The following is a 25,250-nucleotide window of genomic DNA, read 5'->3' on the forward strand; positions in this document are numbered from 1 at the left end:
AGGAAATTCAGGCAGCCCATTCGTGGGCTGTCTGTTTTTTTATGTTTTTGGGGAGTAACCGCACCTCATTCGTCCGTAACCGCACCTCAAATGGCAAACTCCGCACCTCGCCGACCCGTAACCGCACCCCAAATGGTAAACTCCGCACCTCGCCGGCCCATAACCGCACCTCGCATAAAAAAAAGGCCGGTTCAATTGAACCGGCCTTCGCCATTATTGCTTTTTCAAATAATTAAGCACCGTTTCATCAATAAGTGCGTCTTCCGACCAATGATCATCGAAGTTCTCGCGCAGCACAAAAGTTTTCAGCGCTTCCTTCACTTTCACGTCATAGCTGCTGTGATCAGCCGAAGCCAATAAACCGATCTCCACCAATTTCTCCACGACTGTTTCCAGCACATCACCTTCGATGGCCAACTTTTCTTCTGATGGTGCGGCATACATTTTATGCAGCTCGTACAGCCGCTGCAATTCTTCGATCGGCTCCGGATGGTCATCGACGCGCAAATCGACTTTGACATCGTTATAACCGCCATACCCTGCGCCTTTTTGCAGCACATAAACAGCAGCCGACTGCTTGCCACGGCTATCCCCTCCCGCCTGTTGAGCTGCGGATATAGCCGTCAGCATGCGTTCGGCAAGCGGACCATCCGATTCTTCGAAAGCTCTGCTCATTTCGCTGACAGTTTTTTCACTGATCAGGATATTCCCTTGGCAGGAGTGGTGCTTCCCTACTTTATGTCCTGCCCAATCGTAGCATTCATGGCCTGTAAAAGCGCTCGCTTCACCATCCGAGTTGATGATGGCAACCTGGCGCAAACTTCTGCCGGGATCGGCGGCGACGAGTTTGTCGATCACTTCCTCAGGCGTCAAGCCTTTCTCCAACAGTTTCAATCCTTCCGGCCCAAAAGCCGTATTCGCCCAGGATTGCGTGGCAACCGCCCCTACATCCGCTTTCGCCCATGGCACGACTGATCCGACTGCCAAAAACTTCGATTGGACCGCCACTCCAACTTCCCCTGTTTCCGGATCGGCGGCGACAATTGAAAATGTCGCGACTAACTTCTCTTCATGTATGCTGTTCTTCATTTAACATCCCCCTTTTCTCCAGTTTAATCAAAACGTACAGAAAGTTAAATCATTGAACTTTTTTATTGAACGAAATTTATTATATAATGAAACTCCATAGTTACAGAAATCAAATAAATTATTTTTCCAGATTTAAATGATACTTATTACACACACTCATGGTATAATAGGATTATAAAATTCGTGTAAAACCCCATTTTCCTCCCCTTAGTTTAATTTCCAGTCGAGTCCCTCATACATACGCTGGAACATATTCCAGCGCACTAAATGAAGGGGTGAAAAAGATGCTCTCTAAATGGAGTAAAGTCGCAGCAGCCGTATTACTGATCCTATTTACCGTATTGTCTTTCTCCAGTCAGTCACAAGCAGCAAGCTCCACCTATGTCACCAAAGGCAGTACGGCCAGCAAAGTGGTCGCCCTCACTTTTGATGATGGTTCAGACGGCACGAACATCAACAAAATATTGGATGTCCTGTCTGCCAATAATGTTAAAGCGACGTTCTTTCTAACAGGTTCCGGTGCCAAAAATCACCCTTCCTGGATCAAGAACATTTCAGCCAAAGGCCACCAGCTCGGAAACCACTCCTATTCGCATCCTGATTTTACGAAACTCTCCGCTGCCAAGATAAAAAGTGAACTTGCTAGTACGGAAACGACCATTAAAGGAATAACCGGAAAAACGACCAAGCCAATTTTCAGAGCTCCGTTCGGCGCATCCAACGCCTCTGTTCTTAAGGCAGTGGGCGATGCCGGGTACACCCATACCATTCAATGGAATATCGACACCGTTGACTGGAAAGGCGTTTCATCCACCCAAATCACCAATAAGGTCATGAACAATATCGTGCCGGGATCCATCGTGTTAATGCACACTGGAGCCGGAGCATCCGGAACCCCTGGTGCATTGCCGGGCATGATCAGCAAATTGAAAGCCCAAGGGTATAAATTCGTCACCGTTTCCGAACTATTGAACCTGTCTTCTGCTCCAGTGAGCGGCACCAAGTATACAGTAAAAGCTGGAGACACGCTCTACAGCATTGCCAAAAAATACAATGTCACTGTAGCGACATTGGCTAAAGCCAACAATATCACCAATTACAATCTGATTCGTGTCGGACAGGTGTTGACCATTCCAGGTAAAACCACTACGCCTCCTGCCACGTCTGTAAAATACACGGTCAAAGCTGGAGACACACTCTACAGCATCGCCAAAAAATACAATGTGACCGTAGCGGCTTTGGCTAAAGCCAACAATATCACCAACTACAATTTGATCCGTGTCGGACAGGTATTGACGATTCCAGGCAAAACCACTGCACCTCCTGCCACGACCGTAAAACACACGGTTAAAGCTGGAGACACACTTTACAGCATTGCGCGCACCTACAATACCACCGTCTCGAAAATTGCGGCGGCCAATAAAATCACCAATGTCAATTCAATTCGTGTTGGGCAGGTGCTGGTGATTCCGAGATAACTGCAGGCTGAAAAAACAGCTTCACCTTAACCGATAGCAAAAAGGAGCCGGAAGAAAGTTTCCGGCTCCTTTTTATATAGCTTTCGGCTTGTAGAGAAATCTGCGATATAACTTATAGATCATAAATACCATTGCCAGCAGGAAGACAATCGCCAGGATCGGTGCGATGAATATCAGGATGGGGACAAACGTTGCCGTCGCATCTTCTGCTGCAGAGACAGCAGGACTCATCATCGCTGTTTCGCTGACGCCTTTGACCGCTGTAATCGTTGCATGGGAAGCAGTGGCCACCCCTCCACCCCCGATGATGGCGATGCTCCATTCTAAAAACGGGCTCATGTCCCCGATAAAAGAAGCAGTCAGCAGGATTCCAGCCAAAGCGGCAATCGGAGTCGCTATCATCTTCATAAAAGAACCTACAGCCGGAATATAATTGACCGCGACTTCAAAAAGGGTGGCGACAGCAAATGCAATGATCGCCGGCGTACTGCCGATCCAACTGAAACCTTCTGAAAGCGTCAGCCAGTCCACATGGACAAATATCCCCGTTATCAACAAAGGTGTAAAAATCCTAAAACCCACGGTTGCGCTTAATGCCAAACCGATGGCTATCGCAAGAATGGTTTCCATTACATCAACCTCCGTCATCCTTGTTTTCTTCTAGTATACACGACCAGGGGTTCTGCCGGCATGCTCATCGTTTAGTGAATCACGATCTTAAAGATGGAGAGATCTCTTTTCGAAATCTTCTTTATATAGGTTTTTATACCCATTCTTTTTCCTATTATCTAAGACTATAATATTCTAGATATTCCATTTATTACGCGTAGGAGGAAGAAAATGAAGCGTTTAGCCATATTTTTATTAATTATAGCCGTTGCGGTTAGTACGATGCCGCTATCAGCGTTTGCCATCAAAGCTGACGATGCGCAATTTGACCGCCATTTGACTGAAATCGATTGGAAAAAGCAGGACTATCTCGACTATTTAACCGGCAAAGACTGGTCTTTAGAAGAATTTGACTCTGCAGATGAATTGGGAACTCCTTTAACGGAAGCAGGCATTCAAGCCCTGCTCGGGGAATTGGAGATGACCCGCACGGAATTGAACGAGCTGCTTTATGAATATGGAGATCTGGAATACGGACAAGACGTTTTAGAGGGGACTTATTTGATTTTCATAGAGGATGTAAAATTCTCTGTTGAATTTTATTTGGAAGAGTACACAGGAACTCCGATCAATGCGGTGAACCTTCAGGAGCTGATGGAGAGATACGGATTCACTTCGGAAACCGAGCTGGAAGAATATCTTCAGGGTTATTCTGATTCATTGTCAAATTATGAGTATATCGAAGACTTAGAGTCTTCGCTTCTCTACTATTCCGAAATGGGCGAGTACGGATTCGATACTGAAATTCTCTTCACTGAACTCGGCTTGACCGAAGAAGAAGTGGAAAAACTGATCGCACATCTGGAGACTCTGGATTATGAAGATCCAGACTTTGAAAGCAAATTGGAGCAATTGAGCGATCGTATGGTAGCGGTCGACAATTTTGAAAGTGCTGATGAACTGACGGCAGAACAACTGGCTGAAATTCTGGATATTTACAGCGACATGACGGATTTATTCGAAATAAGAACCGATCTGTATTTCAGTAAAGACGGCCAGAAAACACCGGTATCCTTAGCGACGCTGCTTACTCTGCAGTCAACTGAAGGCGCTGACCTCTTGATTGAAATCTTTAACCTGAAAGATGTATTCCTGGCTGATATTCTGCTGACTGCCGATATGTTCGGTTCTGAATTGATCAACGAAACAGGGAAAGATTTAATCACAGTGGAAAATGCCATTGCAACTCCACCCGCAGTCCAAAAACCGGTTGCACCTGCCACTCAAACTATAAAAGGCGGAAAACTTCCTGCAACAGCTTCAGATTTCGCTGTAAATTCACTTCTGGGACTGGCTTTGATTTTAGCCGGCATTGGTTTATTCCGTCGCTATAGAACCCAAGGAATTTAATGATGGCTGACAGATCACAAAAAAGAACAAGCAGAAAACCGTTACTTCTTTTTCTGCCCCTTGTCCTTATTGTATCCGGCTTATGGTTCAGCACCACCAACACTGCGACATTTGTAAAAGGCTATCTGCTTTATAAAACAGGGAATGCCGAAGCAACGGTGGTCAGCAGCGAGACTGCATCACCACCGGCCATTGAAATTCCGGAAGAGCCTAAAGAGCAGGAAAGCAGCGGATCCGAACTCACTCCTGAATATCCGGAAACTCCGGAAATCGGAGAGCTGATGGGTGAACTGATCATTCCGAAACTGGATGCTGCGCTGCCGATCATCCATGGCACTGATGAAGATGAACTGGAAAAAGGCGTCGGCCATTTTGCTGACAGCGTATTGCCCGGAGAAAATGACAATTCCGTTTTGTCGGGACATCGGGATACGGTATTCCGTGAACTCGGTGAAGTCGGAAAAGGCGATCTCCTGATTGTAAAAACATATGCAGGGACCTTCACCTATAAAGTCCGGCAAGTACGGATTGTCGACGAAGATGACCGCACCGTAATTGTTCCAAAACCAAAAGCCATCTTAACCGTTTCCACCTGCTATCCATTCGATTACGTCGGATACGCTCCCGACCGGTATATACTGGTGGCTGATTTGATTTCGAGCAATTAAAAAAGGAATTCCCATTCAACGGGAATTCCTTTTTTTCTATTCATTCTGGCAGGCTATTCTTTATTGACGATATCCGAAACATAATAGAAGCCATATTCATCCATGACGATCGTATACATTTTGCTGCGTTCTTCCACAGACCAGATACCCGCTTCGTTCATCATGTCAAAAGCTTCTTCTGTATGGACTAGAGCGTAATCTTCGTAGATTTCGATATCCATGATATCCAGCTTCGTGAAATTGTACTCCATGTTTTTGCCTGAAATATCAGCAATATATTCAGCAATTCCATTGTAGATTTCGCTTTGGTAAACGAGCAGATTCTGTACATAGAAAAAATCTTCTTCTTCAAGAGATGTTTCATAATAATAACGGAAATCGCCGATAAACTCACTTAAGTTCGCTTCATCGAACTTCATTTCCAAGTCGATGTCGTACTCGTAGTCTTCATCTTCATAACCGCTGAAGTCGTCATAAACCTTGAACAAGGCTGCAACTTCTTCTGCTGACATCGGAGCAGCAACCCATTGGGACAATTGTTCATACATCGAGTACATCGGAATTGAAAAGCCGATTGAATCGCCTTCTTCGATCACCAGCGAGTTGATGCCGATGACTTTACCGGTTGCAGCATCGACCAATGGTCCACCACTGCTGCCCGGAGCAATTTTTGCATCGATCTGGTAAATATTTTCGTAGGTGAATTCCTGATAGAAATCACGGTCAATCCCTGTCAAATAGCCGATTGTTGCCGTATTCTCCATACCTGCCGGGCTGCCCAGCGCGATTACTTCAGTTCCCACATCCGTTGCTTCCATTTCAACTTCCAATGGCGTGATGCCTTCAAAAGCTTCCACATGGATCAATGCAATATCGGATTCATCGGAAATACCGACGACTGTACCCGGGTGATCCTGTCCGTTGATGTTGCGGACGACTACATCTGTAAAGCCGGCTACAGCATGAGCGTTGGTTACCACCATTCCCGTATCAGAGAACAGGAAGCCGGAGCCTTGTCCTCCTTCAGTCAATATGGTGTAAACTTTTTGCTGCGACTCCTTGATGATAGCTGTTTTTTCTTTTTTCTTAGGCTCTACTTTTTCCGGCTGCTCGGAAGGCGGCACGACGTTTTCCACTTTGGTTACAGTGCCTTCCACTGGTGCATCAGCAGGAACCGTTTCTTCAGGTTCTTCAACTTTTTCCACTTGGCCCTCTTGTGTTTCCGGTTCTTCTTTCACTTCAGGAGCTTCTGGCTCGGGCTCTTTTTCAGCTGTCTGTTCTTCTTTAGGCGGCTCTACAGGATCTGCTTCCTCTCCCATAAATTGAGCAGATCCGATTCCGACTCCCAGTAAAGTCAATACCAGCACGATGGCGTAGATGAAATTCCTTTTTTTCTTTTTCTTGCTTCTTGTTTGCATCAACGAATGCCCGCAATCCTTACAGAATTTTGCGCCTTCCTCATTTTCTTTTCCACATTTATTACACGTCATGGCTGTACCTCCTGATGGACTAGCATAAATCCCATTATATTTCTTCCATTATAAACCTTATAACGTCAAACAACTACTTAGGGTTGCAAGATGTAACGAAGTCTTCGCATTTGTAATAAATCTATCTATTCAGAAGGTAATTTTATCATAGATAGCAGATTTACAATCAATAAAACCCTCCAAATGTAAAATATTATTAATTAGGCAGTAAAATTTTTATTTTTTGTTCACTATAATTGACGCATTTAAATACTATATTTTGGAAATTAAAAACCCAAATCTCTTACCTTGCAAAAACGTACAGAAAAACAGGGCATGCCTATTCGGCATCCCCTGCTAATTTTGTATTCCGTTATGTTTTATTGCTGCTCCACATCAATTCCAACCATTTTCTCCTGAACCGCCAACAGATTCCTAAAGTGATCGGCAACGGCCGGCGACTCTGCTTCTATTTCCTGCGACACCGTGTTCAGTTCCTGAATCAGCCCATCCAATGTGGACTGATACTGCTGGTACTGCTCGAAGCTGATGGTTTCTTCACCATCCAATTCCTGAATCAGAACTTGAAGATCCTCTTCCAGCTCAGCTAATTGCTTCTCGTAGGGGCCTAACCTTTCCAAAACTCCCGATCCCGGTTGATAAGATGGCTTTTGTTCTTCAGGTGCCTGAGCTGTCAGTGCCATATAGGCTTGTGTATCCACTTGCGTCGTCAAAACAAATCCAAGGGTGAGAACAGGAACAGACATTTTCAAAAGTGAAGTCTTCAATTGATCTTCCTCCTTTAAAATGATTAGGCCTTGCATTCAGCTTATCCCATCTTCCGAACGCCGTAATCCCTTTTGCAGGAGTCTTTAGAATTTCTTAATCCTGGCTTTACAAAGCATGCACTATCCCCAATCGCCAAGTTCTTATATAATCAAAATATTATCATCCAGAGCCCTAGCCTGAATCGTGTATGCAACCGCTTATCCGAAGCGGATACCCAGCTTGAGACAAGACTTGCCAATCTAAAGTAATGTGGAGTTTACTGGGAAAGTTTGATAAAATAAGCAAGTAGCAGCGGCATAGAAAAAGGAGATTATTATTCATGGTAACGTTATTTAAGCGATCAACTAAAACGAATACAAGACAGTTGAAAAAGTACAATCGGATCGTAGCAGCCATCAATGCACTTGAAGCAAAGTACCAGGCCATGTCCGATGAGGAACTTCAGCAAATGACTGCCATTTTCAAAGACCAAATAAACAAAGGAATCAAAATAAACAAGATTATTCCGGATGCTTTTGCAGTTGTTCGCGAAGCATCTAAACGGGTGCTGAATATGCGCCATTTCGATGTTCAGCTGATCGGCGGACTTGTGTTAGCCGAAGGCAATATCGCCGAGATGCCAACAGGCGAAGGAAAGACGCTGGTATCTTCCCTTTCCGCTTATACAAGAGCATTGGAAGGAAAAGGCGTCCACATCATTACCGTCAACGAGTATTTGGCGAAGCGGGATTATGACCAAATCGGACAAATCCACCGTTTTCTGGGTTTGTCCGTCGGATTAAATCTTCCGGAGATGCTCAGCGACGAAAAGCAGGAAGCTTATCAAGCTGATATCACCTACGGTGTCGGTACAGAATTCGGCTTTGATTACTTGCGCGACAATATGGCGCCAACCTTACAGGACAAGGTACAGCGTCCTTATCATTACGCGATCATCGATGAAGTCGACAGTGTATTGATTGATGAAGCAAAAACACCGCTCATCGTCGCAGGCAAAATGAAAGCAAGTGCCGAACTTCATCATATCGCTTCGTTGCTTGCGCTTCGCTTTATCGAAGACGAGGATTTTGAATACGATGACGAAACAAAAGCAACTTCGTTAACCGATAAAGGCATCGAAAAAGTGGAAAAAGCTTTTGGTGTCGACAATCTGTATGAACTTGAACATCAGACGCTTTACCATTACGTCATTATGGCGCTTCGTGCCCGTGTCATGTTTATCCGGGATGTCGACTATATCGTAAAAGATAATAAGATCCTTTTGGTCGATATGTTCACGGGGCGTACGCTTGAAGGCAGAACCTTATCAGATGGATTGCATCAAGCCATCGAAGCGAAGGAAAAAGTGGAAATCACTGAAGAAAATAAGGCGCAGGCACAAATCACCATACAGAATTTTTTCCGCATGTATCCTCATCTCTCAGGGATGACCGGTACCGCAAAAACACAACAGAAGGAATTTCGTGAGGTCTATGGCATGGACGTAGTGGAAGTGCCGACCAATCACCCAAGAGCCCGCATCGATTTGCTCGACCGGGTATTCCAAACGATGGACCATAAATACAAAATAGTAGCGGAAGAAGCTGCTGAACGCCATCAAACCGGACAGCCCGTTCTTATTGGAACAACTTCCATCCTGCAATCCGAAGCTGTGGCTGCTTACTTGAAAGAGAAAAACCTGGATTTCCAACTGCTTAATGCGAAAAGCATGGAACAGGAAGTCTATCTGATTTCGCAGGCAGGACAGCTGAACCAGATTACAGTGGCCACCAATATGGCTGGCCGCGGAACAGACATTGTCCTTGGAGACGGAGTCGCAGAACTTGGCGGGCTGCATGTAATCGGTACCGAAAAACATGAAAACCGCAGAATCGACAATCAATTGCGCGGTCGTTCCGGCCGTCAAGGAGATCCAGGTTCGTCCCAATTCATCCTTTCTCTTGAAGATGATATGTTTAAACGCTTTGCAAAAGAAGATGTCGAGAAGTTCGAGAAAAAGATGAAAACCGATAAACTCGGAGAAATCACCAATAAAGAAATCCACGAACTGACGGATCGTACTCAACGGATTGTGGAAGGCTCCCACTTCTCCATGCGGGAGTACAACCTCAAGCTGGATGATGTGATCAACGAACAGCGCAAAATCGTCTATGGACTGCGAAACCGTGTGTTGACGGGCCAAGAGAACTTGGAATTAGTGCAGGGCATGGTCCGCGATGCCGCAGATTATGTGATTTCTGAAACACTTCCGGAAGACGATGATATTCAACTGGTCCATCTGGTGTCCATAAAACAAGACTTACAGCATTTGCTGGGCGAGCCGATTTCTGTGCCGGAAAAGGCCAGTAAACGGAAAGAAATCGATGTTGCGGTCGAACCGTATCTTGAAAGCATTTCAGCATTGATCCTGGCTGGCCAGGACGATGAAAAAGTCCTCAGAACCATCCAGCTTGTCATGCAAACGCAAATTGATGCGATGTGGGTGAAGCACCTGGAATCGATGGCTCACCTCAAAGAAGGCATCGGACTGCGCTCTTACCAGCAGGAAGATCCGATGAGAATCTATCAAAAAGAAGGTCTTGAATTATTCGCTGCAAATTTCCAGAACCTGCGCTATTCAATCGCGTCGGAAATATTGGGATTTTTGCGTAACTTGAATCGTCGTGAAAAGGAGCAGAAAAATTGAGTATTTTTTCTTTTTTCAATAAAACCGATAAAACAGGAAAGGATTCAATCGTCTCCTCTACAGAATTGGGCGAGGTTTCTGACACGAATCCTTCAGAAACAGAAGATGTCACACTTGCTTTATCCATTTCCGAAAGTTGGGAAATCAGCAAGGAACAAGAATACGTATTGAAATTCCTGTCGAATGATTTGCCGCCTCTGCAGCCGAATCAATTATCTCTCGCAGGCATCGACATTGAAGCGGACCCGTACACGGATGATTGGAACGTCCAGGCATTTTTCCGTTCTTCCCTTGATCGTCCGATCACAATGGAAAAAGCGGAGTTGGTTTTACAGGATGCCGACAAAAAAACCATTGCTTCACAGGAATTCGATTTATCGGAATTAGGTTCCATTCCGCCGCTTTCAAACCGCCCTTGGATCTTTAAATTCAAGAAGGACGCCCTTCAAGTCTCCGAGATCCCTGCAGCTGGTTGGTCACTGGCGTTCAATGTCCAATCCCTTGTTCCCCATGCGGTGGATTTAGACGCATCTTGGGAAGAAGCATTGACAGACAAACAAAAATCAGGCTTAGCCGAACTTGTGAAAAAATTGCCTGAACTGAAGCCTCAAGAATTGAACATCACTGGCTTTCAGACGAGATTTTCAGAAGACGGCAATTTAGCGGTTTCTGTCTTTATCCGCAATGGCTATTCCAAACAGATTGAATTGGAAAAGTTGCCACTGGAGATTTTGGATGCAACCGGATCGTCGATTGTGAAAGGTTCTTTCAACTTGGATCCGCTTGTAGTGAAGGCCAATACCACAAAACCCTGGACATTTATTTTCCCGAAAGAAACATTGCAGGTAAGTGACCCTGATTTGTCACGATGGACTGCCCGAATACCGCAATAAGAGAGAGTTCTCATAATTTTTCTCTCCCCAAAAGAAAGTGGGTCCTGTTTATGCGACAGGGCCCACTTTCTTTTTTTGTTATCAAGTGCTGGTTTCTGCAGACTCATCAAAACGCTGCTTTCGCCATCGACGTTCCGATCACCTGCAAAAAAGCATCAATATGCTCTTTAGTAGTGTTTGCTGAAAATGAAATCCGGATGAATTTCCGCGCAGCATCCTGTTCGATTCCGATGGCGCCCATAGCGGACATCGCTTCCCCGGCACCGATTTTGCAGGCGGTTCCTGTCGAAATTGCAATTTGCTGGCGATTGCATTCGAGCATCATCCACTGTCCTTCAACATGCGGCAAGAGCAGTCCTTGGATAAAAGGCGATTTCTTCGCTGGATTACCGGTCAATAAAACCGATTCCTGAAGTCCGCCCATTAAGTGACGCTGCAGCTCTTCAGCATGCAACGCCGCTTCCCATTGTTCCGCTACCGCTTCCTTCCCCGCAATCGTCGCAGATGTGATTCCCGGGACATCCACAGTTCCTGCGCGGAATCCCTCTTGATGCACCGTTCCTTCATAAACCGATTCCCAGTGGACGCCGGGATCCACCCAAACGATTCCCACTCCTTTCGGTCCGCCGATTTTATGGCCCGAACAAACAGCGGAAGTGACACCCAGCTGCTCCAGATCCACCGGAATTTTCCCTATGGCCTGGACAATATCACAATGCAGCGGCACCCCTTTTTCTTTTGCATAGGCAGCGCATTCCGCTACCGGCTGGATGGCCCCCATTTCCGAATTGACCAATTGGATTACGATCAACGCCGTTTGGCTGGTGACCAGTTTCTGGTACTGTTCAAAATCAAGGACGCCGTCCGCATCAACCGGTACATAATGGATCCGGTAGCCGTCCTTCTCCAATTCATGCAAAGCTGTCAGAACAGAAGCGTGCTCGAGTGCTGTTGTAACGATTTCCCGTTTGCCATCGCCCCTTCCCCGCAGCAGCGAACGGATGGCCAATTGATTGCCTTCGGAGGCATTGCCAGTAAAATACATGCCCTCGCTCCGGACATTCAGTAAGCCTCCCCACATTTTGCGGCATGCCTCCAGCAGATTGTCGGCAGCAGAGCCTGCATCATGCAAACTTTGGGTATTCCCAAAAACTTGTTCGGCAGTCTCTGCATAAGCATCGATTGCCGCTTGGCGCATCGGAGCAGTTGCGGCATAGTCCAAATAAATCATCATTTATCATCAATTCCTTCATAAAGAAGATTTTAATCTTGTAATTACTTTATCTTTATGTCATTAATAGTGTCAAGACACTTGTAAAGGTAGTGTAAACTTATGGTTGATGTTTGTATCATCGGCGGAGGCGCTGCTGGCCTGATGCTTGCACATTCGCTTCCACCTTCCCTTTCCGTCACTGTCCTCACGAAAGAAAATCCATTTTCAAGCAATACAGCCCTTGCCCAAGGCGGCATTGCCGCGAGCATCGGTCTCAGTGATTATTCGGCGTCCCACGCAGCTGATACGCTTTCCGCTTCAGCGAACCATGCGGATGCAGAAAGAGTCGAAATCATGGTCCAGCAAGGCCAGTGCCTGATCGAAAAACTGATGTCCCAAGGCTTGCCTTTCGACGCCGATACCGATGGCCTTCCCTTGCTCGGGCAGGAAGCCGCCCATTCCACCAGAAGAATTCTTCATGCAGGCGGCGACCAGACCGGCAAAATGCTGCTGCAGCATTTACTGGTTCAGACTGAAAACCAAGTCGAGCGTGTTCCATACAGCTCAGTGCTTGAACTGTTGATGAGCAATGGTGAATGTACAGGTGTCTGCATAGAAGATGCTTTCGGAAAACGCTCGGTCATCCAGGCACAGCATACCGTATTGGCGACTGGCGGCATCGGCCAGCTTTACAGCCAGACATCCAACTCCACTGTCGCCACAGGTGATGGTCTATCTCTTGCTTATCACGCAGGTGCCGTGCTGGAAGATTTGGAATTCGTTCAATTCCATCCCACCGTTTTCACGCTCAATGGCCAATCATGCGGGTTGATTTCCGAGGCCGTTCGCGGGGAAGGCGCCTGGCTCGTCGATTTGGCCGGACAGCGCATCATGGAAGGTCTCCATCCACTTATGGAATTGGCGCCGCGGGATATTGTCGCCCGTGCCACCGAGCGCCATTGGCAGCAGAGTGGCCCGGTATTTCTTGATGCCTGCCACATTCAGCAATTTAAAGTGAAATTCCCTTCTATCTACAGGAATTGCATGAACCACCAGATAAATCCTGAGATCCACCCCATACCCGTTCGTCCGGGCGCCCATTTTCATATGGGAGGTGTCCGGACAAACGAATGGGGAGAAACAACGATTCCCCGTCTTTATGCCGTCGGCGAAGTCGCGTCTACCGGTGTACACGGTGCAAACCGGCTCGCCAGCAATTCATTGCTGGAAGGCCTCGTATTCGCAAAGCGCCTGGCAGACAAGATACAGACTTGCGGCTTCAGTCATAAAGAAACGGTTTTCCAGTTAACGGAACCGACGAAGCACTTCTCCCTTCCCGCTGATCTGCAGTTGCGCATGACCCAGCAAGTGGGCATTTTAAGGGAAGCAGGCGAATTAAAGAACTTCACTGCAGATTTTCCATTAATGCGATTCGAGCTGCAGCAGTATTCAGCACAACAAATCAAGATGATCCACCGTTATACAGCCAGCAGCCTGATCGCTGAAGCTGCGCTGTTCCGAAACGAAAGCCGCGGCGCACATTACCGCCACGATGTACCAAAGCCTTCCGAGGAATGGACCGGAAAAACGATAGGATTGTCGGTAACTGGAATAAAAATTGGAGAACGTCAACTACAGCAAAAGGAGGCGATTTCATGAATCGCTTAAAAGCGGAAGATGCCATCAAGAATTTTTTACTGGAAGATATCGGAGACCGTGACGTGTCTTCTGTTTTATTCACCGAAGAAGATCGAGGCGAAGCGGTGGTCCGCTTGAAACAGGACGGCGTCGTTGCGGGGCTTGATTGTTTCAAATGGGGCTATCGCTTACTCGATCCGACTATCATAGTGGAATCCTTGAAAACAGATGGAGATTTCGTGGAGTCCGGAGAAGCGATTATCCGGATTCAAGGGCCCGTTGCGGCGTTACTTGCGGGTGAGCGCGTGCTGTTGAATCTGGTGCAGCGCATGAGCGCCATTGCGACTTTGACTGCCCAATGCGTCGAAGCTCTGGGTTCAACGCATACCCGCATCGTCGACACCCGCAAGACCACTCCTGGACTGCGGATGTTCGAGAAATATGCAGTTCGTGTCGGCGGTGGATTCAACCATCGGAACGGTCTGTACGACGCGGTTATGCTGAAAGACAACCATATCGCAGCCGCCGGTTCCATCACGCAGGCGGTGCAAAGGGTCCGTACCGCTCTTGGCCATATGACCATGATCGAAGTGGAAGTCGAAAGCCTGGCAGAGTTGCAGGAAGCGATTGCGGCACGCCCGGACGTCATTATGTTCGACAATCAAACACCTGATACCATGAAAGCCTGGGTGCAGCTCGTTCCGGAACCGATTCGTACAGAAGCATCCGGCGGCATCGACTTGAACAATCTGGCGGCTTACCGCCATACAGGAGTCGACGTGATTTCCATCGGCGCTTTGACCCATAGCGTGCACAATCTGGACATCAGCATGAACCTGACCATTTCACAGAAGGAGGCAATTCACCAATGACTTTATTCCTGAATGAATTACAGCAGACGGACGCAATGCCGGAATCGTACTTGAAAGCGACGACTGAAGAGCTGCACGAACGCGCGAAACGCGCACGTGCTGAGCTCGGCGACCGCTTATACATACTTGGCCACCATTACCAGAAAGACGAAGTCATCCGCTACGCTGACGTTACTGGCGATTCGCTCCAATTGTCGCAGATCGCGGGGCAGCAAAAAGCCGATTACATCATCTTCTGCGGCGTTCATTTCATGGCGGAAACTGCAGATATCCTGACAGAGAGGGAGCAGGCGGTCATCCTCCCGGACATGCGCGCCGGCTGTTCGATGGCGGATATGGCCAATATCGACCAGACCGAACGCGCCTGGACACAGCTGCAGGAACTGTTCGGCGATACCATCGTGCCCTTGACTTACGTCAATTCCACCGCGGCCATCAAAGCTTTTGTCGGACGCAATGGCGGTGCAACCGTCACTTCCTCCAATGCCGAGCCGATGGTACGCTGGGCATTGACGCAAAAAGAGCGCATGCTGTTTTTGCCGGATCAGCATCTCGGCCGGAACACGGCGGTCAAACTCGGCATTCCGCTCGAGCAGATGGCCATTTGGGATCCGATCAAGCAAAAGCTTGAAGCACATTGTCCGGTTGAAGATGTGCGTGTCATCCTGTGGAAAGGCCATTGTTCCGTCCATATGAATTTCCTGCCGAAGCATATCGACAATCTTCGGGCGAATGAACCCGATCGCCGCATCCTGGTCCATCCCGAATGCACCTATGAAGTGGTCAGCCAATCGGACTTCGCCGGCTCGACCAAATACATCATCGACATGATCGAAGCGGCCGAACCCGGAACGAAATGGGCGATCGGCACCGAGATGAATCTGGTGAACCGCCTCATTGCGGATCATCCCGATCTCGACATCGTGTCGCTCAACCCGTATATGTGCCCATGCCTGACGATGAACCGCATCGATTTGCCGCACTTGACATGGGCGATGGAGGAATTGCTTGAAGGGCGCGTCATCAACCGCATCCAAGTTGACCCGCAAACTTCTATTGAAGCTAAACTGGCGTTGGAAAAGATGATGTGATTGAGGGAAGGCTCTGCGCCTTCCTTTTTTGTTTGGCGAGGTGCGGTGTTGGGGCGTTGAGGTGCGGTCTTTGCCGTTTGAGGTGCGGTTATCCCGGCGCGAGGTGCGGTTATCCCGGCGCGAGGTGCGGTCTTTGCCCATCGAGGTGCGGTTATGCCCATTTGAGGTGCGGTCGCGACTTTTACACTGCTCAATCCACACAGAAAAAACAGCCATTCCCCAAAAGGGATGGCTGTTTTTTTAATGGGCTCGTGCCAATCGGCGGCTGCGGCCGTCGTATGGCAATTGTGCTTTGGAACGTCCTTCTTTTTCTTCGATTTCACGTACGCGGTTTTCAATCGCGGCTGAAACCAGCCCGAGCACGGTGCCGAAAGCTGCACCGGCAACCACTTCAACTGGCTGGTGGCCAAGCAGCTCCTTCAATTCCTTTTCGCGTTGGACAAATTCAAAACTCGGGAATTCCCCGGAGAACTTCACAAAGCTGTCTTCCAAATCATTGACCAACCGCGCAATTTCACCTGTGTGGCGGCGTATGCCCTGTGCATCGTACATGACGATGACTCCGAATACGATGGCCAATGCTGTTTCTGTATGACGCGCGCCTTTATTGGCCGCTACGTATGAAGCCAGTGCAGACACACCCGCTGAGTGGGAACTTGGCATGCCGCCTGTCGTAAAGGCTTGCTTCCAATCCCACTCCCCTGTCACCGTTTTATGCGTGACAATCTTTAACGCTTGCGCCACTCCGATTGCTCCTAATGAGGTAATCATTCCCCGGTTCATTTTTCTCATCTGCTCATCCTCCAGTTTCAGCTTGGCAACTATCCGGTTGCCATTCAATATACTTCTTTACCCATTATGGCTGGAGAATATGTGAAATCAACTAAAAATAGCAATATTTTTTCGTAAAATACATAAAGTCGCCCCTAATTTACTTTCGGTGCAAACTGAATTGCGGTAAACTGTAAAACGGAAGCGACTGGATATTCTAAACAGTTTCCAAAGTATCCATCAGCACACCCAAACTACTCGATTCATAATCATCGGATATAAAAGAACGGGGAATTTCATGAAAAAGATGTTAACAAAAGACTGGCGCAGCATACTCATGTACCTGATCATGGGCGGCTTGACCACTGTCGTCAATATTGTGGTCTATTGGATCTGCGAAGTACAGTTCAATCTGGATTACCGCATATCAACAACCATCGCCTGGCTGTTCGCCGTCGTCTTCGCTTATCTTGTCAATAAACGCTATGTCTTCAAAAGCGTCACCACCAATTGGCGCGATCGTTTTGCAGAAATGAGTTCATTTTTCGGGTTCCGCGTCCTGTCCTTCTTCATGGATCTGGGCACCATGGTGGTATTGGTCGGATTACTGAGCATCAACGGCACAGTCTCTAAAGTTCTAGCCAATGTCATTGTGCTGGTCGCCAATTACATCTTCAGCAAGAAGTTCATTTTCAAAGACCGCAATGCTCCAATCGCTGAAAAAGTACAATAATAAAAAAAGCTGGACAGGAGTGGGTTCTCTGGACCGGCTTTTTCAGCGTTCCTTATAGACTTCCATGAGACCGACCCGCTTAACATCCATATCCATGATCCTCGGCAGCCTATAGAGATAAACAGACAGCACGAACATCCACAGCTGCAGGGTGAAAATCGTGATCCGCTCCACTAATCCGGCATAAGGCAGCTCATTATTCAATACAATCGGCGTCGCCACTCCTGCCAGGACGATGATGACCGCACATATAAGTGTAATCAAACCGATTCCCCGAAAATCTTTGGTCAGCCACAAACCATAACCGATGGCAAACAACGCACCGACTGTTGCAATCACCACAATGGCGGTAATCGCCAAATGCATAAAATTGCCGAAAGTCAGCACGGCTCCTCCCTGCTCCAAAGGAAACAACGTATAGCCGATCAGTGAAGCCGTATTCATGATGAGCAGCAGGATTGCGCCGAATCGGGCAATTCCAACAATTTTGTATTTGCGGAAAAGGACATAAACAGCCACTGAAAACAGGACAGCAAGAATTCCATACCCCAGTGTAAAGATCCTCAGCATTTCCGCATCCGGTGCCCCGTTGCCGGTCAGTTCACTGATTGTCTGCCGCACATGGCTATAGCCATCCCACAGTATGCCTCCCATAATGACATGAGTGATGTAAAGGATGGCGCCGACCGCTCCGCTTAACGCCAATACCTGCCAGAAACTTTTTTGCCGCGCCCGTTTCATATGTTCACCAGCCTTTAATATTTCTGAATATTCCATAATTATAAACTTCTTGGAAAAACATTTCCACTCATCCTGTTATTTTTTTCTGCAATCATAGAAAAAGCTGCCCAGAAAATCCATGATAGATTCTCCCGGCAGCATCTCCTTACTTTAAAGTTTTCAGTTTCTCAGCAAGCCACTCAAACGTCACAGCTACCTTGCCTTTCGGAATCCGGTTATACTGATCCCCCACACTCACCTCGAACCAACAGCCTGTTTCTCCAGCTTTCAAATAACCGGTAATTCCGATGTCCATAATTTGCTGCGCTTGGATCAATATCGGAGCTAACCGATCCGGCGCTTCTTCGAAATGGACGTGGAACATATTCGTCACCGGAATTGCCGGGATGGTCGAAATCCCTTCGCAGGAATTGAAATGTGCCGCCAATTCTATTGCGTTCAAATAGTATTCTTCCATCCGGTTTTTGCGCTGGGCAAAATACGTTTCTGCACTCAATATATACGGATATAAGGAAATCAAATCTCCCCCGTGCCGCTTTTTCCAAATCTTTGATTGAGCCATGAAATCCTCATCACCCGCCAAAATAGCGCCTGCGATTCCGCCAATCCCTTTATACATGGATAAATATACCGAATCAAATAAAGCACAGACTTCTTTGATGGACTTCCCGTAATAAGGCAGACATTCTAAAATACGTGCCCCATCCAAGTGGAGCTTGATGCCTTTTTGACGGCAATGTGCTGAGATCGCCTCGAGCGTTTCAAAACTCGGCAGTTGGCCGCCGATCTCCCGCTGCGGCAATTCCAACAACAAACAAGCGATGTCATCGTCCATGGACGTAACATCTTCCAATTCAATGACGCGCCCTCGGTCAGCTAAGAGAATCGTCTGGATGCCATGCAATTCCTTCAATCCGTCTTCTTCATGGATTTCAAGATGGCTCAATGGATGATACGCTACTTTTTTAATGCCTTTTTGGTCGCACCAAATCCGTAAAGCGATTTGCTGGGCCATGGTTCCACTCGGGAAAAAGACCGCTGCTTCCTTCCCTAAAAACTCAGCCATCTTTCCTTGAAAATCTTCAATGACAGCACCGCTGCCATATTTATCACTACTCATATTTCCATCGATGGATTCAAAGGCGTTTTTCAACACAGCCACATTTCTCGGTCCATGCCCTGCCAATTGTTGGGTGGATTCTTCATAAGTTTTCAATAGTTCGTTGCTGGTCATAGTTGATCCCCTGTCTCTGTCAGAATAATTACATTTTATTCTTTACTATAGCACGAATCACCGCTTCGCAATCTGAAGAAGAGCGCAAAAAAATCCCATCCGTAATCAAATGAATGAGTACAGATGGGATGGATTTTAATTTAGCTTAAGCTTTGAGAAGAAACTTCAACCGGATGTTTTGCTTCATACAGCAATCCATCCAATTCAGCGCGGTAATCTGCTGCCTGTTCGCCAGTCCAACCAAGCACGCTGCCCATATAAGCGATGACCGCTTCTTTATGTGCATGTACCCAGTGAATATCAAAGTACAAAGCACCGGTACGGCGAATAAAGAAATCAATCGGTTTGTAGGCCGCTTCATATTCCATTGAATAGCGCAGCATTGCAAAGACCAATTGATTAAGCCCAGCACGCGCCGCTTCTTCTAAACCGGTTGTATAGAAGTGAAGAACTTTGTCCACATTTGCCCCGTAGCGGTTGACGAGCATCCGCATGGTTTCAGGTGTCAGCCCCATGCCTCTAGCTTGATGGATGCGGTCGGCCATGAACGTTTCAAAGCCTTTCGATCCACCCACTTCACCGCCGGAAATCGGCAAACGCTTAGTCGAGCTTTTCGGGTAGTTTGCGCCTTCTTCTTTTTTCAATTGCTCAGCTACCAAATCGGTGATGTGTTCACCCATTTTACGGTAGCCAGTCAACTTGCCGCCTGCAATCGAAATCAAACCGGAATCCGATACGAAAATTTCATCTTTCCGCGAAATCTCGGAAGGGTCTTTGCCTTCTTCGTGGATCAACGGACGCAAGCCTGCCCAGCTGGATTCGATATCCGCTTCTGTGATTGCTACTTCAGGGAACATGAAGTCAACTGCTTTCAAGACATAGTTGCGGTCCTCCAGTGTCATCGTAGGATGTGCGATGTCCTGTTTGTATACCGTATCTGTCGTTCCTACATAAACTTTGCCTTCGCGCGGAATGGCAAATGCCATCCGGCCGTCCGGCATATCGAAATAGATCGCCTGTTTCAATGGGAAGCGGAGGCCATCAAAGACTAAGTGAATGCCCTTTGTCAGCTGAAGCGTCTTGCCGAATTTCGAATGATCCTTGTCACGCAGAGTATCCACCCATGGCCCAGCGGCATTGACGATTTTTTTCGCAAACAGTTCATGGATGGTGCCGTCGATCTGGTCTTCCACTTGAATGCCGACTGTTTTGCCATTGTCGTAGATAAAGCTTTTCACTTTCGCGTAATTCATTGCCATAGCGCCTTTTTCAACGGCTTTTTTCATGACTTCCAAAGTCAGGCGCGCATCGTCGGTTTTGTATTCCACATAATAGCCGCCGCCTTTGATGTTTTTCTTCTTCAAGAGGGGCTCACGGCGCAAGGTTTCTTCCTTGCTGAGCATTTTACGGCGCTCACCTTTTTTAACGCCTGCCAAAAAGTCATAGACGCGCAGGCCGACATTGGTGCTGAGTGGTCCGAATGTCCCGCCTTTGTAGAACGGCAATAACATCCATTCAGGAGTCGTGACATGTGGTCCGTTTTCATAGACGATTTCGCGTTCTTTGCCGACTTCGGCAACCATCTTCACTTCGAATTGCTTCAAGTAGCGCAAGCCGCCATGAACCAATTTAGTGGAACGGCTGCTTGTACCTGCGGCAAAATCCTGCATTTCCACTACCGCTACATCCATGCCGCGTACAGCTGCATCAAGTGCGATGCCGGCACCTGTAATGCCTCCGCCAATAACAAGGACATCCAGTTGAGTCTGTTTCATCTGTTCATACCGTTCGTTTCTGTTTAAACTTGAAAATTTCATAAGTCCATCTGCTCCTTTTTTGTCTATGTGTTAGAGAATGAGTAAATCCGTAATAGAAGCATACAGCGCTCCTACTTTACTTCCCTGTCCTATAGAAATTCACACTCTTCTTCTTTAAAGATAGTTCTGATCAACCTATATCGCTATTTCTACATATAAAAAGAGAGAACAAGGCACAGCTGCAGAATTACTTCTGCAAAACTGGCTTGGTCTCTCATAGTCTCCGGCCGTATGTCTCTCATTATTAACTTGTAGGTTATTTCGTTGGCTTGAATGATCGTGTTGCCGTTACCGCGTTTTTCCAGCCTTCGTAAAGTTCTTCGCTTTTTTCAGCTGGCATGTCGCGTGTAAAGGTCTTGTCGATTTTCCATTGTTGGGAAATCTCTTCTTTGTCTTTCCAGAATCCGACTGCGAGACCGGCTAAATAAGCTGCGCCTAGTGCTGTCGTTTCCTGGATCATTGGGCGTTCCACCGGAACATCCAGAATGTCGCTTTGGAACTGCATCAGCAAATCATTGCCGACTGCTCCGCCATCAACGCGCAAGGTCTTCAATTCGATCCCTGCATCTTCTATCATAACATCAACGACGTCTTTTGTCTGGTATGCGAGCGCCTCAAGGGTTGCGCGGATGAAATGGGCTTTCGTCGTGCCGCGTGTCAGGCCGAAAACGGCGCCACGTGCATCGGTATCCCAGTAAGGTGTCCCGAGTCCCACAAAGGCCGGTACCATGTAGACGCCTTCTGTCGAGTCGACTTGCATCGCGTAATCTTCACTTTCCGGTGCATTTGCAATGATCTGCAACCCGTCGCGCAGCCATTGGATCGCTGAACCAGCGACGAAGATGCTTCCTTCAAGCGCGTATTCGACTTTTCCGTCAACGCCCCATGCCAGTGTCGTCAATAACCCATGCTCGGACACAACGCCTTCTTCACCGGTATTCATCAACATGAAGCAGCCTGTGCCGTAGGTGTTCTTCGCCATGCCTTTTTCAAAGCATGCCTGGCCAAAAAGGGCGGCCTGCTGGTCCCCGGCCATGCCGGCGATCGGCACTTCATGGCCGAAGAAATGGTAGTCGACGGTGTTGGCATAGACTTCAGATGACTGGCGTACTTCAGGCAGCATGCTTTTCGGCACGGTCAGGATGTCCAATAGCTCCTGATCCCATTCGAGATCATAGATATTGTACATCAAGGTGCGGGATGCGTTGCTGTAATCCGTAACGTGCGTTTTTCCGCCGGACAGTTTATAGACCAGCCACGAATCGATCGTCCCGAACATCAAATCGCCGTTGTCCGCTTTTTCACGCGCGCCTTCGACATTGTCCAGAATCCATTTCACTTTGGTTCCGGAGAAATAAGCATCGATCAGCAACCCTGTTTTCTTGCGGAACAATTCGTTCAGCCCCTGCTCTTTCAAATCGTTGCAGATGCCATCCGTTTGGCGCGACTGCCAGACGATGGCTTTATAGATCGGCTTGCCTGTATGGCGGTCCCAGACAACTGTCGTTTCACGTTGGTTCGTGATGCCGATGCCGGCGATTCGGCTTGGATCGACATCCGATTTGCGCAGCACTTCTGCGACACATGCTAAAACGGATGTCCAGATTTCATTGGCATCATGCTCCACCCAGCCCGGTTTCGGGAAAAACTGCTGAAACTCCTGCTGAGCCGTTTCGAAGATTTCACCTTTATGGTTCAGTAAAACGGCACGTGAACTGGTTGTGCCCTGGTCTATGGATAAAATATAATCTTTAGTCAAAACGATCTCCTCCAATGGTTATGAAACAATTTTCTCTTCTAATTTATCGGCGGTTGTCCGCTCTTTTTTCAATTCTACACTTGCTGCACCGAATAAAACCAGGAACAAGGCCACGCTCATGATCCAAAACGGCAATCCGTAGGCGCCAGTAAACATCGCTTTATAGAACAAAGCGCCGTAAACACCGCCGAACAATGGTCCGACAACCGGTACCCAAGCGTATGACCAGTCCGATTTCCCTTTTCCAGGAATCGGCAGCAAGGCGTGTGCAATGCGGGGACCGAGGTCACGCGCAGGATTGATGGCATAGCCGGTTGTGCCGCCAAGCGACATCCCGATCGCAACGATCAACGCCCCGACAATCAGTGGATTCAGGCCTTCCGTGAATTCATTGGCTCCGATAAACAAGAGGCCCATGACCAATACAGCGGTTCCGATAATTTCACTGACTAGATTGGAGAATGGCCGGCGGATTGCAGGAATGGTCGCAAATACGGCAAGCTTCGTCTCTGACTCTTTAGTCCGTTCCCAGTGCGGCAAGTAATTGAAGAAGACGATCGTTGCCCCGATGATCGCTCCGAGAATTTGCGCTACTATGTAAAGCGGCACTTTAGCCCAAGGAAAATCTCCGACAGCGGCAAATCCAAGCGTCACCGCAGGATTTAGATGGGCTCCTGAAAAACTGCCGACTGCATATACACCCATCGTGACTGCTAACCCCCAAGCAATGGTAACAACGATCCAGCCGCCGTTTTCAGCTTTCGAATCTTTTAATACTACTCCAGCTACGACGCCGGCACCAAAAATAATCAAAATCATCGTGCCGATCAGTTCTGCTAAAAATTCCGTCATTTTTTCGCACCCCTTTGTTTTTGGTCTAGAACCATTTTATGGAAAATACAAAAAGACCCACGCTGAACCGAGCCACTTCTCCATTGAGAAGTGCTCATTTCAGTGTGGGTCTCCATTTCTCCGACACAGTTCTTAACTTGTAAATACAAAGTTACCAGTTTGTGAAAACGCTGTCAACGTTTTATAACTCCCAAAGTTCAGGCTGCGATGTCGAAATCGCTTTTGCCCCACCATCGTAGGCTAATTGGATGTCTTCTTTTGTGCGGATCAACCCGCCTGCTATTACGGGGATTCCTGTTTTATCAAACACTTCCTTGATGACCGATGGGATGATTCCCGGCAAAATTTCAATATAGTCCGGCTTGACTTGATTGATCAGCTTAATATTGTGTTCAAGCGCCTGGCTGTCCAGCAGGAATAAGCGCTGAATCGTCAGCAGATTATTTTTCTTCGCCAATGCGATGACATTGCTGCGCGTCGAAACGATGCCGTCCGGTTTCACTTCCCTTACAAGATATTCAAAACCATAGGCATCCGTCTTCAGCCCCTGAATCAAATCCACATGCAGGATGACTTTCTTCTTGGCTTTTTTTGCTGCCTGCACCAATTGTTTCAGCTGCGCCAAGCGGATTTCCAAAAAAATGATGTATTCGTGGTCGCTGTTCAGCAAGCGTTCAAATTCCTTCATATTCCGCAAAACCGGTAAAACGCCCTTTAACTCATGCACCGAGTTTCCTCCTCAACTAATTTCCCAAAGCTTTATGTAACATTATCCGCCCAAACCGCTTCCCACTCAAAAATTTCGTACTCCCTTGCGCCTTCTGTCACATATGGATCCGTCTTCACCAATGCTTCACAGGCTTCGAATGAGTCGGCTTTATAGATGACCAATCCACCGGAACCGTCCGCAAACTTGCCATTGGCTGCCACCTGTCCGCTGTTGCGCATTTTCTCCAGAAACGCCAGATGCTGCGGCCGAAATTCCCCACTCTTGTCTGCGTCTTTCATCGGCAACAATACTGCAAAATATTTCACGACAACGCCCCCTTTTCTTTATTATAAGGAGCTGAACCGAAAAAGTCTTTTCATGGCAATAAAAAACGCGTTTCTTGGAAGATTCAATCGTCCTATTAAAGTGAATGCGATGCTTCAACTCATGTTGCAGAGCAATTTAAGGGAAATATGTAGTTCCCCCGGCCTCATTTTTCCAGTTTATTGGATATACAGTCCAACTCCCTTTAAATACAGTCCAAACTCAGCAAATACTGTCCAAACTGGCAAAATACTGTCCACTCTCGAAGAAATACTGTCGAAGCCACAAAATGCATTCTATCTATGAATAAACTCCAATCTATTTCACATCATTTTTTGCTATAACACAGATTTCAAGCTTTCCAAACAGGGTAAACTGAGACTAATATACATATACCATCCATAA

22 protein-coding genes are annotated in these 25,250 nt (G+C 47.3%); 9 read left to right on the top strand and 13 right to left on the bottom strand.

Annotated elements, in window-relative coordinates:
* Positions 1-213 precede the first annotated feature (213 nt).
* On the bottom strand, positions 214-1,089 hold the full coding sequence (locus tag Q0785_RS06200) for a DUF1028 domain-containing protein (protein WP_298827105.1): 876 nt from the start codon (positions 1,087-1,089) through the stop codon (positions 214-216).
* A gap of 284 nt (positions 1,090-1,373) precedes the next feature.
* Here Q0785_RS06200 and Q0785_RS06205 point away from each other — a divergent pair, with 284 nt between their 5' ends.
* The gene (locus Q0785_RS06205; RefSeq protein ID WP_298827108.1) at positions 1,374-2,567 is read left to right on the top strand and encodes a LysM peptidoglycan-binding domain-containing protein; all 1,194 of its coding nucleotides are present in this window, start codon (positions 1,374-1,376) and stop codon (positions 2,565-2,567) included.
* A 72-nt stretch (positions 2,568-2,639) separates the two neighbouring features.
* Here the strand turns inward: Q0785_RS06205 and Q0785_RS06210 are convergent, their stop codons facing one another.
* Positions 2,640-3,197: a DUF4126 domain-containing protein gene (locus tag Q0785_RS06210; RefSeq protein WP_298827111.1), complete on the bottom strand. Its 558-nt coding sequence runs from the start codon at positions 3,195-3,197 to the stop codon at positions 2,640-2,642.
* A gap of 210 nt (positions 3,198-3,407) precedes the next feature.
* Here Q0785_RS06210 and Q0785_RS06215 point away from each other — a divergent pair, with 210 nt between their 5' ends.
* Positions 3,408-4,586: a processed acidic surface protein gene (locus Q0785_RS06215; RefSeq protein ID WP_298827114.1), complete on the top strand. Its 1,179-nt coding sequence runs from the start codon at positions 3,408-3,410 to the stop codon at positions 4,584-4,586.
* Positions 4,587-4,588: 2 nt separating this feature from the next.
* A complete protein-coding gene (locus Q0785_RS06220; protein WP_298827118.1) occupies positions 4,589-5,254 on the top strand; it encodes a class D sortase in 666 nt (221 codons plus the stop codon).
* A 53-nt stretch (positions 5,255-5,307) separates the two neighbouring features.
* On the opposite strand, the gene Q0785_RS06225 is transcribed toward Q0785_RS06220, so the two are convergent.
* Together Q0785_RS06225 and Q0785_RS06230 are read right to left on the bottom strand one after the other, a co-directional pair.
* Positions 5,308-6,744, bottom strand: a complete 1,437-nt coding sequence (locus Q0785_RS06225; protein WP_298827121.1) for a trypsin-like peptidase domain-containing protein — start codon at positions 6,742-6,744, stop codon at positions 5,308-5,310.
* Positions 6,745-7,103: 359 nt separating this feature from the next.
* Complete coding sequence (locus Q0785_RS06230) at positions 7,104-7,511, bottom strand: hypothetical protein (RefSeq protein WP_298827123.1); 408 nt, start codon at positions 7,509-7,511, stop codon at positions 7,104-7,106.
* 320 nt (positions 7,512-7,831) lie between these two features.
* Between Q0785_RS06230 and secA2 the strand changes: the two genes are divergently transcribed.
* Positions 7,832-10,198, top strand: a complete 2,367-nt coding sequence (secA2, locus tag Q0785_RS06235) for an accessory Sec system translocase SecA2 (RefSeq protein ID WP_298827126.1) — start codon at positions 7,832-7,834, stop codon at positions 10,196-10,198.
* The gene (locus Q0785_RS06240; protein ID WP_298827129.1) at positions 10,195-11,091 is read left to right on the top strand and encodes an accessory Sec system S-layer assembly protein; all 897 of its coding nucleotides are present in this window, start codon (positions 10,195-10,197) and stop codon (positions 11,089-11,091) included. Before secA2 ends, Q0785_RS06240 begins: the two co-directional genes overlap by 4 nt.
* 106 nt (positions 11,092-11,197) lie before the next feature.
* Here the strand turns inward: Q0785_RS06240 and Q0785_RS06245 are convergent, their stop codons facing one another.
* Positions 11,198-12,325 carry an IscS subfamily cysteine desulfurase gene (locus Q0785_RS06245; RefSeq protein WP_366522827.1) on the bottom strand — a complete coding sequence of 376 codons (1,128 nt, stop codon included), beginning with the start codon at positions 12,323-12,325 and terminating at the stop codon, positions 11,198-11,200.
* Between the two features lie 99 nt (positions 12,326-12,424).
* Here Q0785_RS06245 and nadB point away from each other — a divergent pair, with 99 nt between their 5' ends.
* Genes nadB through nadA form a run of 3 tightly spaced genes read left to right on the top strand, consistent with a single transcriptional unit; the run spans position 12,425 to position 15,905 of the window.
* Complete coding sequence (gene nadB, locus Q0785_RS06250; protein ID WP_298827132.1) at positions 12,425-13,963, top strand: L-aspartate oxidase; 1,539 nt, start codon at positions 12,425-12,427, stop codon at positions 13,961-13,963.
* On the top strand, positions 13,960-14,814 hold the full coding sequence (gene nadC / locus Q0785_RS06255) for a carboxylating nicotinate-nucleotide diphosphorylase (RefSeq protein ID WP_298827135.1): 855 nt from the start codon (positions 13,960-13,962) through the stop codon (positions 14,812-14,814). Before nadB ends, nadC begins: the two co-directional genes overlap by 4 nt.
* On the top strand, positions 14,811-15,905 hold the full coding sequence (gene nadA / locus Q0785_RS06260) for a quinolinate synthase NadA (RefSeq protein WP_298827137.1): 1,095 nt from the start codon (positions 14,811-14,813) through the stop codon (positions 15,903-15,905). Before nadC ends, nadA begins: the two co-directional genes overlap by 4 nt.
* A gap of 240 nt (positions 15,906-16,145) precedes the next feature.
* On the opposite strand, the gene Q0785_RS06265 is transcribed toward nadA, so the two are convergent.
* Complete coding sequence (locus Q0785_RS06265) at positions 16,146-16,697, bottom strand: divergent PAP2 family protein (RefSeq protein WP_298827140.1); 552 nt, start codon at positions 16,695-16,697, stop codon at positions 16,146-16,148.
* A gap of 277 nt (positions 16,698-16,974) precedes the next feature.
* On the opposite strand from Q0785_RS06265, the gene Q0785_RS06270 reads away from it, so the two are divergent.
* Positions 16,975-17,409 carry a GtrA family protein gene (locus tag Q0785_RS06270; protein ID WP_298827142.1) on the top strand — a complete coding sequence of 145 codons (435 nt, stop codon included), beginning with the start codon at positions 16,975-16,977 and terminating at the stop codon, positions 17,407-17,409.
* A 42-nt stretch (positions 17,410-17,451) separates the two neighbouring features.
* On the opposite strand, the gene Q0785_RS06275 is transcribed toward Q0785_RS06270, so the two are convergent.
* From Q0785_RS06275 to Q0785_RS06305, 7 genes are all read right to left on the bottom strand, one after another.
* Positions 17,452-18,186, bottom strand: coding sequence for a DUF998 domain-containing protein (locus tag Q0785_RS06275; protein ID WP_298827145.1), 735 nt, complete (start codon positions 18,184-18,186; stop codon positions 17,452-17,454).
* A 109-nt stretch (positions 18,187-18,295) separates the two neighbouring features.
* Positions 18,296-19,384 (bottom strand): beta-eliminating lyase-related protein, encoded by a 1,089-nt coding sequence (locus tag Q0785_RS06280; RefSeq protein WP_298827149.1) that lies wholly within the window; start codon positions 19,382-19,384, stop codon positions 18,296-18,298.
* A gap of 140 nt (positions 19,385-19,524) precedes the next feature.
* The gene (locus tag Q0785_RS06285; protein ID WP_298827152.1) at positions 19,525-21,201 is read right to left on the bottom strand and encodes a glycerol-3-phosphate dehydrogenase/oxidase; all 1,677 of its coding nucleotides are present in this window, start codon (positions 21,199-21,201) and stop codon (positions 19,525-19,527) included.
* Between the two features lie 256 nt (positions 21,202-21,457).
* On the bottom strand, positions 21,458-22,960 hold the full coding sequence (gene glpK / locus Q0785_RS06290) for a glycerol kinase GlpK (RefSeq protein ID WP_298827154.1): 1,503 nt from the start codon (positions 22,958-22,960) through the stop codon (positions 21,458-21,460).
* Positions 22,961-22,978: 18 nt separating this feature from the next.
* On the bottom strand, positions 22,979-23,812 hold the full coding sequence (locus Q0785_RS06295; RefSeq protein ID WP_298827157.1) for an MIP/aquaporin family protein: 834 nt from the start codon (positions 23,810-23,812) through the stop codon (positions 22,979-22,981).
* A 181-nt stretch (positions 23,813-23,993) separates the two neighbouring features.
* Positions 23,994-24,539: a glycerol-3-phosphate responsive antiterminator gene (locus tag Q0785_RS06300; protein ID WP_298827159.1), complete on the bottom strand. Its 546-nt coding sequence runs from the start codon at positions 24,537-24,539 to the stop codon at positions 23,994-23,996.
* Positions 24,540-24,571: 32 nt separating this feature from the next.
* Positions 24,572-24,847, bottom strand: a complete 276-nt coding sequence (locus Q0785_RS06305; protein WP_298827163.1) for a YciI family protein — start codon at positions 24,845-24,847, stop codon at positions 24,572-24,574.
* Positions 24,848-25,250 lie beyond the last annotated feature (403 nt).

Origin of the sequence: uncultured Planococcus sp. (genome assembly GCF_947501725.1) — a bacterium.
In the GTDB taxonomy this organism is placed as follows: domain Bacteria; phylum Bacillota; class Bacilli; order Bacillales_A; family Planococcaceae; genus Planococcus; species Planococcus donghaensis_C.

What these genes read in the sequence shown, in the direction of transcription:
- Q0785_RS06200 (WP_298827105.1), bottom strand. Translation starts at nt 1,089, where the DNA reads ATGAAGAACAGCATACATGAAGAGAAGTTAGTCGCGACATTTTCAATT.
- Q0785_RS06205 (WP_298827108.1), top strand. Translation starts at nt 1,374, where the DNA reads ATGCTCTCTAAATGGAGTAAAGTCGCAGCAGCCGTATTACTGATCCTA.
- Q0785_RS06210 (WP_298827111.1), bottom strand. Translation starts at nt 3,197, where the DNA reads ATGGAAACCATTCTTGCGATAGCCATCGGTTTGGCATTAAGCGCAACC.
- Q0785_RS06215 (WP_298827114.1), top strand. Translation starts at nt 3,408, where the DNA reads ATGAAGCGTTTAGCCATATTTTTATTAATTATAGCCGTTGCGGTTAGT.
- Q0785_RS06220 (WP_298827118.1), top strand. Translation starts at nt 4,589, where the DNA reads ATGGCTGACAGATCACAAAAAAGAACAAGCAGAAAACCGTTACTTCTT.
- Q0785_RS06225 (WP_298827121.1), bottom strand. Translation starts at nt 6,744, where the DNA reads ATGACGTGTAATAAATGTGGAAAAGAAAATGAGGAAGGCGCAAAATTC.
- secA2 (WP_298827126.1), top strand. Translation starts at nt 7,832, where the DNA reads ATGGTAACGTTATTTAAGCGATCAACTAAAACGAATACAAGACAGTTG.
- Q0785_RS06245 (WP_366522827.1), bottom strand. Translation starts at nt 12,325, where the DNA reads ATGATGATTTATTTGGACTATGCCGCAACTGCTCCGATGCGCCAAGCG.
- nadB (WP_298827132.1), top strand. Translation starts at nt 12,425, where the DNA reads ATGGTTGATGTTTGTATCATCGGCGGAGGCGCTGCTGGCCTGATGCTT.
- nadC (WP_298827135.1), top strand. Translation starts at nt 13,960, where the DNA reads ATGAATCGCTTAAAAGCGGAAGATGCCATCAAGAATTTTTTACTGGAA.
- nadA (WP_298827137.1), top strand. Translation starts at nt 14,811, where the DNA reads ATGACTTTATTCCTGAATGAATTACAGCAGACGGACGCAATGCCGGAA.
- Q0785_RS06265 (WP_298827140.1), bottom strand. Translation starts at nt 16,697, where the DNA reads ATGAGAAAAATGAACCGGGGAATGATTACCTCATTAGGAGCAATCGGA.
- Q0785_RS06270 (WP_298827142.1), top strand. Translation starts at nt 16,975, where the DNA reads ATGAAAAAGATGTTAACAAAAGACTGGCGCAGCATACTCATGTACCTG.
- Q0785_RS06275 (WP_298827145.1), bottom strand. Translation starts at nt 18,186, where the DNA reads ATGGAATATTCAGAAATATTAAAGGCTGGTGAACATATGAAACGGGCG.
- Q0785_RS06280 (WP_298827149.1), bottom strand. Translation starts at nt 19,384, where the DNA reads ATGACCAGCAACGAACTATTGAAAACTTATGAAGAATCCACCCAACAA.
- Q0785_RS06285 (WP_298827152.1), bottom strand. Translation starts at nt 21,201, where the DNA reads ATGAAATTTTCAAGTTTAAACAGAAACGAACGGTATGAACAGATGAAA.
- Q0785_RS06295 (WP_298827157.1), bottom strand. Translation starts at nt 23,812, where the DNA reads ATGACGGAATTTTTAGCAGAACTGATCGGCACGATGATTTTGATTATT.